Source organism: Streptomyces fructofermentans (assembly GCF_014651055.1).
Taxonomy (GTDB): Bacteria; Actinomycetota; Actinomycetes; order Streptomycetales; family Streptomycetaceae; genus Streptomyces; species Streptomyces fructofermentans.
Genome location: NZ_BMWD01000016.1, coordinates 117,077 through 131,723, shown reverse-complemented (window position 1 = coordinate 131,723; position 14,647 = coordinate 117,077). Strand labels below are relative to the sequence as shown.

Genomic DNA, 14,647 nt, shown 5'->3' with positions numbered 1-14,647 from the left:
CGTTTCATGGACAACAGTAGCGGCGTCGGCGTTCTGGACAAGGCAGCCCTTGTCCTGAGCGCCCTGGAGTCCGGTCCGGCCACCCTCGCGGGACTGGTCGCGGCGACCGGACTGGCACGACCCACGGCACATCGCCTCGCCGTGGCACTTGAACACCACCGCATGGTGGCGCGCGACATGCAGGGCCGGTTCATCCTCGGCCCGCGGCTGGCCGAGCTGGCCGCGGCCGCCGGCGAGGACCGCCTCCTCGCGACGGCGGGCCCGGTGCTCACGCATCTGCGCGACGTCACGGGCGAGAGCGCGCAGCTCTACCGCCGCCAGGGCGACATGCGCATCTGCGTCGCCGCGGCGGAGCGCCTTTCGGGCCTCAGGGACACGGTCCCGGTCGGCTCGACGCTCACCATGAAGGCCGGCTCGTCGGCGCAGATCCTGATGGCCTGGGAGGAGCCGGAGCGCCTGCACCGCGGACTCCAGGGCGCCCGCTTCACGGCGACGGCCCTGTCGGGTGTCCGGCGCCGGGGCTGGGCCCAGTCGATCGGCGAGCGCGAGCCGGGCGTCGCGTCCGTCTCCGCGCCGGTGCGCGGACCCTCCAACCGCGTCGTGGCCGCCGTCTCCGTCTCCGGACCGATCGAGCGCCTGACGCGCCACCCGGGCCGTATGCACGCCCAGGCCGTCATCGACGCGGCCGGACGCCTCTCGGAGGCCCTGCGCCGTACGGGCTGACGTACCGCGCCGAACCGACCCGCACCCAACCGGCGATACCGGCCGGTCGCTCCAACGCCGCAGCGACCGGCCGCAGTTGCCGTCCCTCCCGCCGAGAACTCGGGACGAACACGGAAGAGGCCCTCCCCGAATGGGGAGGGCCTCTTCTCGTTGTACCCCCGACCGGATTCGAACCGGCGCTACCGCCTTGAGAGGGCGGCGTGCTAGGCCGCTACACAACGGGGGCCTGCATCATGCGTTTCCGCTGATGCGGAGCTGGGCTACCAGGACTCGAACCTAGAATGACGGTACCAGAAACCGTAGTGTTGCCAATTACACCATAGCCCATGGTGGTTTAGACCAGTACCCCCGACCGGATTCGAACCGGCGCTACCGCCTTGAGAGGGCGGCGTGCTAGGCCGCTACACAACGGGGGCCCTAGCGATCCTGCATGAGAGTCAGCGGGTGCGACCCGGACTGTCCCCCTGGGAAGGATCTGTACCCCCGACCGGATTCGAACCGGCGCTACTGCCTTGAGAGGGCAGCGTGCTAGGCCGCTACACAACGGGGGCTTTGCGGAGCTGGTCTCCGCGGTGCAGATGAGCTCTGCGAGCTGGCCTACCAGGACTCGAACCTAGACTAACGGAACCAGAAACCGTCGTGCTGCCAATTACACCATAGGCCACTGAAACGCCATCCCCGGAGGGGATCTTGTTTTAGCTTGCGCCTCCTGTTCCCGGCCTTTCGGCCCGCTGTCCGGCGGCGCAGGAAGAACATTACCCGAAGGTGGACGGCGCTCCAAAACGGGTATCGAGGCGGAGGATCGCGGGGAGTTCGGCCAGCGAGGCGATCCGGCGCGGGCCGGTGGGCCGCCCGGCCTCCGGCGCCTCCCCGGGGGCCGTGACCGCCCTCACTCCGGCGCGGTCGATCCAGACCGAGAACAGCCCCGCGTCGGCGGCGCCCCGTCCGTCGATCTCCGGGTGGTCGCCCACGTACGCGACCTCGCGCGGCGACAGTTCCAGGGCGTCGCAGGCCGCGTGGAAGGCCTCCGCCGCCGGCTTGTGGACGCCGAGTTCGGCCGCGCACAGGACGGACTCGAAGCGGTCCCGCACACCGAGGACGCGCAGCTTGTGCTCCTGGACGCGCAGGCTGGAGTTGGAGAGCACCGAGTGGCGGTGGCTGCCCGCCAGGGCGTCGAGGACGGGCAGCACGTCGGGGAACAGCGCCCAGGCGCCCTCGTAGTGCCGCAGGTACCGCTGGAACCAGTCCTCAGCCTCGGGGTCGGTCAGCGGACGGTCCACGAAGGCCCGCACGCGGTCCCGGCGGCTGGTCTCCCAGTCCACACCGCCCGCCGCGAAGCGCTCCCACTGCAGGTCGGTCAGCTCCCGCCAGCGGTCGAGGGCCTGCTCGACGGAGGGGAACGCGTCGAGCAGGCCCTCGGCGGCCAGGTGTCCGCGCATCCCGGCGCGGTCCGCCGCGGTGTAGTCGAAAATCGTGTCGTCCACGTCCCACACCACGGCTCTGATCGTCATGAATCGACGGTAACCCGGACCCTTCCGCCCTGTCCGGCGGTCCGCGGCCGCACCGCGCCGGCACGGGCCGGGACCCCCCGGGGCGGAGGCCACGTACTGAGGGAGGGGGCGGCGTCCGGACCGGACGCCGCCCCCTCCCTCAGTACGTGTGCCGTGCGGTCAGGCGGCCAGCCTGCCGAGCGCCGCGTCGATGCGGGCCAGCGTCCTCTCCCGGCCCAGCACCTCCAGGGACTCGAAGAGGGGCAGCCCGACCGTGCGGCCGGTGACGGCGACCCGGACCGGGGCCTGGGCCTTGCCGAGCTTGAGGCCGTGTGCCTCACCCGCGGCGAGGACCGCCTCCTTGAGGGACTCGGCGGAGTTCCAGTCGGCGGACTCCAGCTTCTCCCGGGCCGTGCGGAGCAGGGCGTCCGAGCCCTCCTTCATGGCCTTCGTCCAGGACGCCTCGTCGAAGACCGGCTCCGGCAGGAACAGGAAGTCGACGTTGTCGGTGATCTCGGAGAGCACCTTGAGACGGGTCTGGGCGTGCGGGGCGACGGCGTCCCACTTCGCCTGGTCGAAGTCCTCGGGCGCCCAGGGGGCGAACGGGGCCTTCAGCCAGGGGGCGCAGCGCGCCGCGAAGTCCTTCACGTCGAGCAGCCGGATGTGGTCGGCGTTGACGGCTTCGCACTTCTTGAGGTCGAAGCGGGCCGGGTTCGGGTTCACGTCCGTGACGTCGAACGCGGCGACCATCTCGTCGACGCCGAAGATGTCGCGGTCCGCCGAGAGCGACCAGCCGAGCAGGGAGAGGTAGTTCAGCAGTCCCTCGGGGAGGAATCCGCGCTCGCGGTAGAGGTTGAGCGAGGACTCCGGGTCGCGCTTGGAGAGCTTCTTGTTGCCCTCGCCCATCACGTACGGGAGGTGCCCGAAGGCCGGGGTCTCCTTGGCGACACCCAGCTCGATCAGCGCCTTGTAGAGCGCGATCTGCCGCGGGGTGGAGGAGAGCAGGTCCTCGCCGCGCAGGACGTGGGTGATCTCCATCAGGGCGTCGTCGACCGGGTTGACCAGGGTGTAGAGGGGCGCGCCGTTCGCCCGGACGATGCCGAAGTCCGGCACGTTCTCCGGGAGGTAGGTGATCTCGCCGCGGACCAGGTCCGTGAAGGTGATCGCCTCGTCGGGCATCCGGAAGCGGACGATCGGGGTGCGGCCCTCCGCCTCGTAGGCCGCCTTCTGCTCCGCGGTCAGCTCACGGCAGTGGCCGTCGTACCCGGAGGGCCTGCCGGCGGCGCGGGCGGCGTCGCGGCGCGCGTCCAGCTCCTCCGTCGAGCAGTAGCAGTGGTACGCGTGCCCGGCGTCGAGCAGCCTGCCGGCGATCTCGCGGTAGGTGTCCATGCGCTGGGACTGGCGGTACGGCGCGTGGGGCCCGCCGATCTCGGGGCCCTCGTCCCAGTCGAAGCCGAGCCAGCGCAGCGAGTCGAGGAGCTGCTGGTACGACTCCTCGGAGTCGCGGGCCGCGTCGGTGTCCTCGATGCGGAAGACGAACGTGCCGCCGGTGTGGCGGGCGTACGCCCAGTTGAACAGTGCCGTGCGGACCAGGCCCACGTGGGGGTTGCCGGTCGGGGACGGACAGAAACGTACGCGGACGGAGCCGTTAGCCACGCTTGATCACCTTGTTGGTGAGAGTGCCGATGCCTTCGATGGTGACGGCGACCTCGTCGCCGACGTTCAGTGGGCCGACCCCGGCGGGGGTGCCCGTGAGGATCACGTCGCCGGGAAGCAGCGTCATGGCCTCGGTGATGTTGACGATCAGGTCCTCGATGGAGTGGATCATCTCGCTGGTGCGCCCGAGCTGGCGCTGCTGCCCGTTGACCGTGCACTGGATGGTGAGGTCGCCGGGGTCGAGGTCCGTCTCCACCCAGGGGCCGAGCGGGCAGGCGGTGTCGAAGCCCTTCGCCCGGGCCCACTGCTTCTCGCGCCGCTGGACGTCCCGCGCCGTGACGTCGTTGGCGCAGGTGTAGCCGAGGATGACGTCCTTGACGCGTTCGCGGGGGACCTCACGGCACATGCGGCCGATGACCACGGCGAGTTCGGCCTCGTGGTGCAGCTCGCTGGAGAAGGAGGGGTACGCGATGGCGTCCCCCGGGCCGGTCACGGAGGTGGACGGCTTGAAGAAGGCGAACGGGGCGTCGGGGACCTCGTTGCCCAGTTCCCTGGCGTGCTCCGCGTAGTTGCGGCCGAAGGCCACGACCTTGTTGGGGAGGACGGGCGGCAGGAGGCGGACCTTGCTCAGCGGGACCTTCGTGCCGGAGAGCTCGAAGTCCGCGAACGGGATGCCCTTGATGATGTCGAGGACGAGTCCGTCCGTCGATCCAGGAGGGCTCTCGCCCTCGACCGCGCCGAACGCGACGTTGCCGTCGATGGAGAACCTGGCGATGCGCACGGGATCCTTGCGCCCCTCACTGAGCTGGCCGGAGTCTGACGCTCCAGGCTAACGCGGCAGGGGGCCGCCACCTCGCGACCGTGCGGCGGGGTGGCGGCGGGACACCTACTCCGCGACGCCGGCCGCGACCGGGACGTCCATCAGGATCGTGCGGCGGGGGTTCGCGGTCTGGGCGGGGAGCTCGACGGAGTGCTCCAGCAGTTCCTGCGTACGCAGCTCCTCGGCGTCCTCGAGGTGGGCCAGCGTGGTGCGTCGCGGATTGGCTATGTTGCGGAACATCATCGTCGTCTTCATCTGCGGTTTCGGACCCTGTCGGTACGGGCGCCGGGCGGGCTCGGAAACCGTCGCCTCGGCGCGGGTTGTCGGATTTGCCATCCCTGTAAAGCGTCAGGCTAAACATCCGATTCCCTGGGGATGACGTGAAGACGCGGTGATCGACGTGTGAGTTTGCTCACTCACTAGGGGTCAAAACGCCCAATCCGGGCCACCCACCCGATGCCCCGAAACGGACATTGCTCCACTGAAGCAGTCATTCCGCTCCTGATCATCGCGACTGGGACACCCCCTCCCCGCATGGGGTTCGCCGCTGTATGTCCGCTATGCAGGGGGTCACATTCCACATCCCGTAACCCCTCCCTCACAAGGCGTCACGTAGGTCACAGCATGGCTCATGGGCCTTGTTGGAGATCCTGCACTGTGCTGGAATTCCTCGGACCGCCGCGGGAACACCGGCGCGCAGGGGGCGCAACGCAGCGCCGCGTGGCGGCGGGAAGGGGGAACCTGCGCCGGTCACTCAAGACCACCATGGGTGTGCATTCAGGGCACGCCCAAGACGCCGACACCGTCTCAGCCGTTCACGCGGAGAGACGCCTGGTCCAGAGGTTGCGACGCTAGTGCAGGGACGTTTCAAGAGGGATGGCAGCGCTTCGGCGGAGCCGGAGCCGCATGGCGGGACCGACCGCGGTTCCTCGCCCCAGCACGCCCATAACCCGGGACCGGCACAAGCCGGCGACAGTGGCTCCGCGCGCTCCGGCACGCTCAAGGGCTTCCAGGGCAAGGGCGGTCAGAACGGGGGGAACGGTGCTCCGGGCACCTCACCCTCCATACCGCCGACACCGAGGACCCCACCCGGTCCGGGGTCGCGCGTAGCCCTGCGCAACTGGCGCATCTCCACGCGTCTGGTCTCGCTGCTCGCGCTCCCCGTGGTCGCGGCCACCTCGCTGGGCGCCCTGCGCATCAGCGACACCATGGACGAGATCCAGCAGCTCGAGAACATGAAGCTGCTGACCGACATGACCAAGCACGCGACCGAGCTGGCCGTCGCGCTCCAGGACGAGCGCGACAAGTCCGCCGGCCCGCTCTCGCACGGTGTCAAGGCGACCGACTTCGCGGTCAAGGGCCTGCGTGAGAAGACCGACCGCTCCGTGTCCGCCTTCATGGAGGGCACGCACGAGCTCGACGACACGACGGACACGGAGAGCCTCGACGGCGTCCGCGACAACGTCGTGGCCATCGCCACCCAGCTGGGCAAGCTCCGGGAGATCCGCAACAGCGCCTTCCAGGACGAGCAGAACTCCGCCCAGACGGTCGAGGCGTACCACCGGCTCATCGAGCAGCTGCTCGGCCTCTCGCAGGACATGGCCGAGGCGACCAGCAATCCCGAGATGATCCAGCGCACCCGCGCCCTGGCGGCCTTCTCGACCGCCAAGGAGTACGCGTCGGTGCAGCGCGCGGTCATCGCGGCGGCCCTGCCGACCACCGACGGCACCTACGGGGACCTCTCCGAGAACGACCGTCAGTACGCGCTCTCCGCCTTCAAGAACCAGGGCTTCGAACTCACGCAGTTCCGGAGCATCTACGAGGGCAACGAGGCCAGCCTCACCAAGCCGATCGACGACCCGAGCCCGATCATCGAGGGCGCCGACCGCTACGCGGAGAACGTCCTCGAGCGCGAGAACGGTCTGCGGCTCCAGGCGAAGCGCTCGTACCTGGACTGGGTGGACGCCGACTCGTCCAAGCTCCAGGAAATGAAGAAGATCGAGCTCACGCTGCTCAACGAGATGGAGCAGAAGGCCCGCGAGCTGCGCAACGAGTCCGAGCAGGAAGCCATCATCTCCGGTGCGCTCATCCTGATCGTCCTCGGCGTCTCGCTGGTCGGCGCCTTCGTGGTGGCCCGATCCATGATCCGCTCGCTGCGCCGGCTCCAGGACACCGCGACGAAGGTCGCCCAGGAACGCCTGCCCGAGCTGGTCAAGCAGCTCTCCGAGTCGGACCCGCAGGACGTCGACACCTCCGTCGAGTCCGTCGGTGTGCACTCCAAGGACGAGATCGGCCAGGTGGCCGCGGCCTTCGACGACGTGCACCGTGAGGCGGTCCGACTGGCCGCCGAGCAGGCCCTCCTCCGAGGCAACGTCAACGCGATGTTCACCAACCTCTCGCGCCGTTCCCAGGGCCTCATCCAGCGCCAGCTCTCGCTCATCTCCGAACTGGAGTCCCGCGAGGCCGACCCGGACCAGCTCTCCTCGCTCTTCAAGCTCGACCACCTCGCGACCCGCATGCGTCGTAACGGTGAGAACCTCCTCGTCCTCGCGGGTGAGGAGCCCGGCCGGCGCTGGACCCGTCCGGTCCCGCTGGTCGACGTGCTCCGCGCCGCCGCCTCCGAGGTGGAGCAGTACGAGCGCATCGAGCTCTCGTCGGTGCCCACCACCGAGGTGGCCGGCCGCGTGGTCAACGACCTCGTGCACCTCCTCGCCGAGCTGCTCGAGAACGCGACCTCCTTCTCCTCGCCGCAGACCAAGGTCAAGGTCACCGGTCACGCGCTGCCCGACGGGCGCGTACTGATCGAGATCCACGACACCGGAATCGGCCTGTCGCCCGAGGACCTCGCGGCGATCAACGAGCGGCTCGCGTCGCCGCCCACCGTGGACGTGTCGGTCTCCCGCCGCATGGGCCTCTTCGTGGTCGGTCGTCTGTCGCAGAGGCACGGCATCCGCATCCAGCTCCGCCCGTCCGACTCCGGCGGCACGACCGCGCTGGTCATGCTGCCCGTCGATGTCGCCCAGGGCGGCAAGAAGCTTCCGGGCAAGCCCGGCCAGGGCGCTCCCACCGGTGGCGGTCCGGCCGCGGCGCAGGCCGCAGCCGGTGTCGCGGCGGCGCGTCGGGGCGGTTCCGGCGGCCCCGCACTCGGCACGGGCCCCTCGGGCGGCAACAACACGGGCCGGCTCAACCCGGCGCCGCAGCGCGGCCAGGTGGGAGCGGGCTCGGGTCCCCGGGCCGCACTCCCCCGCCCCGAGACCAACGGCCGCCCCGGCGGCCAGGGCGGCGCACGCCCCCAGACCCCGCCGCCCCCGCAGGGCAGGCCGGCCCAGGCCGGTGCGGCCCAGGGCTACAACGACGGCGGACGGCAGGACGCGTTCGGCGGCAACCGCCAGGACACCATGGGCGGCGGCAACCGCGGCCAGGTGCCCTCGCAGCCCCAGCAGCGTCCGGTCAACGGCGACCAGGGCCGTCGCCCGCAGCAGTCACCGCCCCGCAACAGCGGTCCGCGTGCCGAGCTGCCGGGCGGCAACCAGCAGCGCCCGAGCTGGAGCGACGACAACGCCCAGCCGCCGGTGCCCCGTTCACCGATGGACGCCCCGCGCGGCCACGAGGAGCAGGACGCCACCTCGCAGCTGCCCAGGATCAACGACAACCACAGCACCGGATCGTTCGCCCGCCCGGACTCGTTCGGCGCGCAGAACTCCGGGGCCGGACAGAACGGCCAGTACAACCGGGGTCCGGCCTCCACCGGACAGTTCCCGATGCCCGGCTATGACGGTGGTTCCACCGGTCAGTACGCGGCGCCGGGCCGGGACGTTCAGCCGGACACCGGTCAGTTCCAGGGTTACGGTGCCGGGCAGGGCGGCGGCACCGGTCAGTACGAGCGGCCCGGGACCAACGGTTCCGGCTCGCAGCAGCGGCCCCAGCGTCCGCAGACGCGCAGGCGTCCCGCGCTCCCCCAGGAGCCCGAGGCCCTGCCGCCGGCGACGAGTCCCGGTGACGGGCGGACGCCGCTGTACGACACGCTTGAGACGAACTGGTTCAACCAGACTCAGGGCGGTCACGGCACTCAGGGCGAGCAGGTACCGCAGCAGCCTTCCCAGGCTCCCGCGGCCCCGCAGCGTCCGGCGCCCGCCGCAGCGTCCGCCTCCTGGCGGAGCACCCCCAATGACGAACTCGGCCGGCAGGCCGAGCGGGTACGCCAGCCCTCCGCGGGTGGCGTGACCGTCTCGGGTCTGCCGCGCCGGGTCCCCCGCGCGAACCTCGTGGCGGGGACGGCTCAGCAGCAACAGCACCAAAGCGGTCCGCAGGTTTCGCGTGCGCCCGATGACGTACGTGGCCGGCTGACCAATCTTCGTAGGGGCATTCAGCAGGGCCGGCAGGCCGGCAGCGGCCAGACCGGCAGCTTCCCCAGCCCCACTCACCAGCAGGAGCGTTAGTTGAGCCAGATGAGCCAGGCGGCACAGAACCTCAACTGGTTGATCACCAACTTCGTTGACAACACCCCCGGGGTGTCCCACACCGTCGTCGTGTCCGCAGACGGCCTTCTCCTGGCGATGTCCGAGGGCTTCCCGCGCGACCGCGCCGACCAGCTCGCGGCCGTCGCCTCCGGACTCACGTCCCTCACGGCCGGGGCGTCCCGGATCTTCGAGGGCGGCACGGTGGCCCAGACCGTCGTCGAGATGGAGCGGGGATTCCTCTTCCTCATGTCCGTCTCGGACGGGTCGTCCCTCGCGGTCCTCTCCCACCCGGACTGCGACATCGGCCTCGTCGGATACGAGATGGCTCTGCTCGTGGACCGTGCGGGCGCTGTGCTCACACCGGATCTGCGAGCGGAGCTCCAGGGCAGCCTGCTCCACTAGCAAGGATTCACCGAACGTACTCAAAACCGTCCGGCCGCCCTCCCCCCACCGGCCCCGTCAGACGGCACGACTGACCCACTTGCTGTCCCGCCCGGAGGATTCATGACCCCGCCCACCGCCTCTCACGATCCGTACGCCGAGCCGTACGGGGACGAGGGCGACCAGCCGCTGGTACGTCCGTACGCGATGACCGGCGGCCGGACCCGGCCGCGCTACCAGCTCGCCATCGAGGCACTGATCAGCACCACGGCCGACCCGGCAGCGCTGATGGGATTGCTCCCCGAGCACCAGCGGATCTGCCACCTGTGCCGTGAGGTCAAATCGGTGGCCGAGGTCTCGGCCCTCTTGTCCATGCCGCTGGGCGTGGCACGGATTCTCGTTGCGGACCTCGCGGAGGCCGGTCTCGTCGCAATCCACCAGCCCGGTGGCGACGAGGGCAATGGCGGCGCCCCGGACGTGACACTGCTCGAAAGGGTGCTCAGTGGACTTCGCAAGCTCTGACGGAGGGCGTGCCACCACCTCCGCAAAGATCGTGGTGGCAGGTGGCTTCGGCGTGGGCAAGACCACGTTCGTAGGTGCCGTCTCCGAGATCAACCCGCTGCGGACCGAGGCCGTCATGACCTCGGCGAGCGCGGGGATCGACGACCTGACCCACACCGGGGACAAGACCACCACCACGGTGGCCATGGACTTCGGCCGTATCACCCTGGACCAGGACCTGATCCTGTACCTCTTCGGTACGCCCGGTCAGGACCGCTTCTGGTTCATGTGGGACGACCTGGTGCGCGGCGCGATCGGCGCCGTCGTACTGGTGGACACCCGCAGGCTGGCCGACTGCTTCCCCGCGGTCGACTACTTCGAGAACAGCGGACTGCCGTTCGTCATCGCCCTCAACGGCTTCGACGGGCACCAGCCGTACACGCCGGACGAGGTCCGCGAGGCCCTGCAGATCGGCCCGGACGCCCCGATCATCACGACGGACGCCCGCCACCGCGCCGACGCCAAGTCCGCGCTCATCACCCTGGTCGAGCACGCCCTGATGGCACGCCTGCGCTAGGCAGTCCGCCAGGGGGCCCTCGGCCCGGCATTCAAATGGACAACGTCGTACGGCAGTTGTCGTAGTAGCACCGGAGCCGGCTGTGTCGTTTGACACGGTCGGCCTCGGTGTTCATAACGTTTCGACAGAGAAATCCAGGGGCACCGCCACGCGTCGCGGTCGGCTGGTGCCGCTGCGCTCACATCGGCCCCGCTTTTTGGCGGGGCTCGCTCTTTATGACCGTTTTATCTGGGGCCCACATCACACGGAATCTTCGCTTCCGAGTGTTTGGAACTGCAGACCCTGACGTGCTGAAATGCCAGAACTGCCCAGTAGCAAGGGCCGGAAGACACAGGCGGCACGACGAAGGTGCCGACGCCGAGAGGTTGTTGGTCGAGTGAGGCGAAGCAAGAACGGTCCCGAGCCGTCGGCACGGGGCAACTTCACCCCGCCGCCGCGCGGAGCGGCACCCGCGAACATGCCCGGCTCGGAGCCGACGGCCCCACCCGCTCCCAGCGGCAGCCGTTTCTCCCCGCGCAACTGGCGTGTGCCGACGCGGCTGAACGCGATCCTGCTCATACCCGTGATGGTCGGCCTGGTCATGGGCGGCTTCCAGGTGAAGGGCTCGATCGACACCTGGCAGGAGGCCGAGGACGCGGAGAACACCGCGCGTCTGGTCCGGGCCGCGCTGACCTACGGCGACAGGCTGTACGTGGAGCGCGACACCACGGCCGGCCCGCTGCTCCAGGGCAAGGGCCAGAACGACGCGACCGTCGTGAAGGCGCGCCGCGCCACGGACGCCGCCGCGGTCGAGTTCAACGAGGCCGCGAAGAACATGCCGGACAAGCCGGGCCTCGAGCGCCGCCTGTCCCTGTTCCGCAAGTCGGAGCCCAAGCTCGACACCCTGCGCAAGGTCGCGTACACCTCGAAGCTCACCGGTGTGCAGACCGAAGAGGGCTACGTCGAGATCCAGCACCCGCTGATGGAGTTCGCCAACGAACTCGGTCTGGGCACCGGCAACATCACCAGCTACGGCCGGACCGTCTACGCGATCGGCCTCTCCAAGGCCGCCCTCTCGCTGCAGCGGTCCATCGGCACCCACCTGCTCATCAAGCCCGGGCCGACCGACAAGAGCCTGGGCCAGCAGCGCGTGGCCCTCTCCTCCTACGCCTACCTCGAGGGCATCGCCATCGAGGAGTACATCGGCGGTGGCACCGACGCCGACGCGGCCAAGCTCGAACAGGCCAAGAGGCAGCTCGAGGCCGACGGCGTGAGCCAGGCCAAGGAGGCCGCCGCGGCCGCCGCGGCGAAGAACCAGGCCTACGTCCCGCCGCCCAAGGACCCGACCAAGATGGTCGCCGGCCTCGCGTCGATGCAGACCACCGACCCCTCCGCGCGCCTCGCGCTCGCCGAGGACGGCATCACGGTCCAGAACTGGTGGGCGGTCAACACCGGCAAGTACAACGCGTACCGCGCGATCGAGACCGACCTCGCCGACAAGGCGGTGAACGAGGCCTCGGGCATCGCCGACGACGCCCAGCGCGACGCCTTCATCACCGGTGCCGCGGTCGTCATCGCCCTGCTCGCCGCGTTCATCCTGGCCGGCATGGTGGCCCGCCAGATGAGCCGCTCGATGCGCCAGCTCCGCAACGCCGCCTTCGGCGTCGCCGAGCAGCGCCTGCCGATGCTGGTCGACCAGCTCTCCCGTACGGATCCGGGTCGCGTCGACACGCGTGTCACGCCCATCCCGATCACCACGACGGACGAGATCGGCGAAGTCGCCCGCGCCTTCGACCAGGTCCACCGCGAGGCCGTCCGACTGGCCGCCGAGCAGGCTCTGCTGCGAGGCAACATCAACGCGATCTTCACCAACCTGTCGCGCCGCAACCAGTCGCTGATCGAGGGCCAGCTGACCCTGATCACCGACCTGGAGAACAACGAGGCCGACCCGGACCAGCTGGAGAACCTCTTCCGCCTGGACCACCTCGCGACCCGTATGCGCCGCAACGGCGAGAACCTCCTGGTCCTCGCCGGCGAGGAGCCCGGCCGCCGCTGGGACCAGCCGGTCCCGCTGGTCGACGTGCTGCGCGCCGCCTCCTCCGAGGTGGAGCAGTACGAGCGCATCGAGCTCTCCGGTGTTCCGGAGGCCGAGATCCACGGCCGTGCCGTGACCGACCTCGTGCACCTGCTCGCCGAGCTCCTGGAGAACGCCACCACGTTCTCCTCCCCGCAGACCAAGGTCCGCGTCACCGCGACCCGTCTCCCCGACGGCCGTGTGATGGTCGAGATCCACGACAAGGGCATCGGCCTCACCGCCGAGGACTTCGCGGACATCAACCACAAGCTGGCCAACCCGCCGACCGTGGACGCCGCGATCTCGCAGCGCATGGGCCTGTTCGTGGTCGGCCGACTGTCCGACCGGCACGGCATCCGCGTCCAGCTCCGCCCCTCGGGCGAGCAGGCCGGCACGACCTCGCTCGTCATGCTCCCCGACGCCATCACCCACGGTGGCGGTGGCGACCACCAGATGCAGCGCGAGGACTTCACGGTCTCGCAGATCATCCCGGAGCAGCAGCAGGCGTTCCAGGGCGAGCAGTTCCAGATGGGCCAGGCGCCGATGCGCACGGCCGCGGAGCTGGGCTTCGACGACAGCCGCTACAGCACCGAGGTCCCGGACGACATCCGTGAGCTCGACCCGGTGGGCCGCTCGCTGGTCCGCGAGGAGCGCCGTGCGGCCCTGGAGGCCCAGACGCACGGTCCCGACGGCGAGGCTCCGGCCTTCGGCGACGAGTTCGACCAGCAGCAGGGCTACGAGAACGGCCAGCCGGCGTACGACGGCAACGCGTCCGCCTACACCGAGTCGCCCTCGTACGACCAGCAGACGTCGTACGAGGAGCCGCAGCAGGCGTCGTACGACGAGACGTACTTCCCGGCGAACGGCGGATACCCGGAGCAGGGCTATGCGGAGCCGGTCCAGGAGGACCAGCCGCAGGGCCACGCACCGGCCCAGGAGGGCTTCGCCGCCTTCGGCGAGCCGTCCTACCAGGACGACTGGCCGCAGCAGGACGGATACCAGAACGGCTATGGTTCCGACTACGGGCAGGAAGCGGAATCCTCGCAGGTCGCTGACGCGGCCGAGCAGGACCACGTAGGCTTCAACCGTCCGGGAGCGGCCTCGGCCGCTCGCACTGTCACCGACGCGGGTCTCCCCCGCCGCGGGGCCACCGACGCGGGGCTTCCCCGCCGCGGAGCCACCGCGGGCGGCGGTGCCCAGCAGTCCGCGGGACTGGGTTCGCCCGCCCGCCAGGACGGCGGCGACAGCAACGGAAGCGGCAACGCCGACTGGCAGTCGTCCAACGACCAGCGGTGGCAGCGTGCCGAACAGCTGAAGAAGCCCAAGGCGGGCGGGGTCACCTCCTCCGGCCTGCCGCGGCGGGTACCGAAGGCCAACCTGGTCGAGGGCACCGCCGAATCGACCCCCCAGGGCGGCCCCCAGGTCTCCCGCGCTCCCGAGGACGTACGGGGCAGGCTGAGCAACCTGCGCCGGGGTGTCGAGCGGGGACGCAACGCAGGCAGTGACTCGAACGGTCAGGGTTTCGGCTCTGACAGCACCTACAACCAGGAGCGTTAGTGTGAGCCCGATGAGCCAGGCGGCGCAGAACCTGAACTGGTTGATCACCAACTTCGTGGACAACACCCCCGGGGTGTCGCACACGGTGGTGGTCTCCGCCGACGGACTCCTTCTGGCGATGTCCGAAGGATTCCCGCGCGACCGCGCCGACCAGCTTGCGGCCGTCGCGTCGGGTCTCACCTCGCTGACCGCGGGTGCGTCGCGCATCTTCGAGGGCGGCAGCGTGAATCAGACGGTTGTGGAGATGGAGCGGGGATTCCTGTTCATCATGTCCGTTTCCGACGGTTCCTCGCTCGCGGTCCTCGCGCATCCCGAAGCGGACATCGGCCTCATCGGGTACGAGATGGCCCTTCTGGTGGACCGTGCCGGTACCGTTCTGACGCCGGATCTGCGTGCGGAGCTCCAGGGGAGCCTTCTCAACTAACAGAC

At 70.0% G+C, this 14,647-nt stretch carries 11 protein-coding genes and 5 tRNA genes; 7 read left to right on the top strand and 9 right to left on the bottom strand.

What is annotated here, in order from left to right; all coding sequences use genetic code 11:
* Positions 1-6 precede the first annotated feature (6 nt).
* The gene (gene ndgR / locus IE265_RS22100) at positions 7-723 is read left to right on the top strand and encodes an IclR family transcriptional regulator NdgR (RefSeq protein ID WP_010984119.1); all 717 of its coding nucleotides are present in this window, start codon (positions 7-9) and stop codon (positions 721-723) included.
* A gap of 153 nt (positions 724-876) precedes the next feature.
* Here ndgR and IE265_RS22095 read toward each other — a convergent pair.
* The 9 genes from IE265_RS22095 to IE265_RS22055 form a co-directional block, all read right to left on the bottom strand.
* A tRNA-Glu gene (locus IE265_RS22095) sits at positions 877-949 on the bottom strand.
* A 29-nt stretch (positions 950-978) separates the two neighbouring features.
* Positions 979-1,050: transfer RNA gene (locus IE265_RS22090), tRNA-Gln, on the bottom strand.
* A gap of 16 nt (positions 1,051-1,066) precedes the next feature.
* Positions 1,067-1,139: transfer RNA gene (locus IE265_RS22085), tRNA-Glu, on the bottom strand.
* A 62-nt stretch (positions 1,140-1,201) separates the two neighbouring features.
* Positions 1,202-1,274, bottom strand: a tRNA-Glu gene (locus IE265_RS22080).
* Between the two features lie 41 nt (positions 1,275-1,315).
* Positions 1,316-1,387 (bottom strand) — tRNA-Gln (locus IE265_RS22075).
* Positions 1,388-1,478: 91 nt separating this feature from the next.
* Positions 1,479-2,234 (bottom strand): HAD family hydrolase, encoded by a 756-nt coding sequence (locus IE265_RS22070; protein ID WP_190037389.1) that lies wholly within the window; start codon positions 2,232-2,234, stop codon positions 1,479-1,481.
* Positions 2,235-2,393: 159 nt separating this feature from the next.
* Positions 2,394-3,869, bottom strand: coding sequence for a glutamate--tRNA ligase (gltX, locus tag IE265_RS22065; protein ID WP_190037388.1), 1,476 nt, complete (start codon positions 3,867-3,869; stop codon positions 2,394-2,396).
* Positions 3,862-4,650: a fumarylacetoacetate hydrolase family protein gene (locus IE265_RS22060; RefSeq protein WP_190037387.1), complete on the bottom strand. Its 789-nt coding sequence runs from the start codon at positions 4,648-4,650 to the stop codon at positions 3,862-3,864. The genes gltX and IE265_RS22060 overlap by 8 nt, the downstream gene beginning before the upstream one ends.
* Positions 4,651-4,755: 105 nt before the next feature.
* Complete coding sequence (locus IE265_RS22055; protein WP_190037386.1) at positions 4,756-4,944, bottom strand: hypothetical protein; 189 nt, start codon at positions 4,942-4,944, stop codon at positions 4,756-4,758.
* 599 nt (positions 4,945-5,543) lie between these two features.
* On the opposite strand from IE265_RS22055, the gene IE265_RS22050 reads away from it, so the two are divergent.
* From IE265_RS22050 to IE265_RS22025, 6 genes are all read left to right on the top strand, one after another.
* Entirely contained in the window at positions 5,544-9,128 is a 3,585-nt protein-coding gene (locus IE265_RS22050) for a nitrate- and nitrite sensing domain-containing protein (RefSeq protein WP_190037385.1), read from the top strand.
* A gap of 9 nt (positions 9,129-9,137) precedes the next feature.
* Positions 9,138-9,551 (top strand): roadblock/LC7 domain-containing protein, encoded by a 414-nt coding sequence (locus IE265_RS22045; protein WP_044471908.1) that lies wholly within the window; start codon positions 9,138-9,140, stop codon positions 9,549-9,551.
* Positions 9,552-9,653: 102 nt separating this feature from the next.
* Entirely contained in the window at positions 9,654-10,052 is a 399-nt protein-coding gene (locus IE265_RS22040; RefSeq protein ID WP_190037384.1) for a DUF742 domain-containing protein, read from the top strand.
* Positions 10,033-10,608: a GTP-binding protein gene (locus IE265_RS22035; RefSeq protein WP_055614002.1), complete on the top strand. Its 576-nt coding sequence runs from the start codon at positions 10,033-10,035 to the stop codon at positions 10,606-10,608. The genes IE265_RS22040 and IE265_RS22035 overlap by 20 nt, the downstream gene beginning before the upstream one ends.
* A 376-nt stretch (positions 10,609-10,984) precedes the next feature.
* Positions 10,985-14,218, top strand: coding sequence for a nitrate- and nitrite sensing domain-containing protein (locus IE265_RS22030; protein ID WP_190037383.1), 3,234 nt, complete (start codon positions 10,985-10,987; stop codon positions 14,216-14,218).
* A gap of 10 nt (positions 14,219-14,228) precedes the next feature.
* Positions 14,229-14,642 carry a roadblock/LC7 domain-containing protein gene (locus IE265_RS22025; RefSeq protein ID WP_005479603.1) on the top strand — a complete coding sequence of 138 codons (414 nt, stop codon included), beginning with the start codon at positions 14,229-14,231 and terminating at the stop codon, positions 14,640-14,642.
* Positions 14,643-14,647 lie beyond the last annotated feature (5 nt).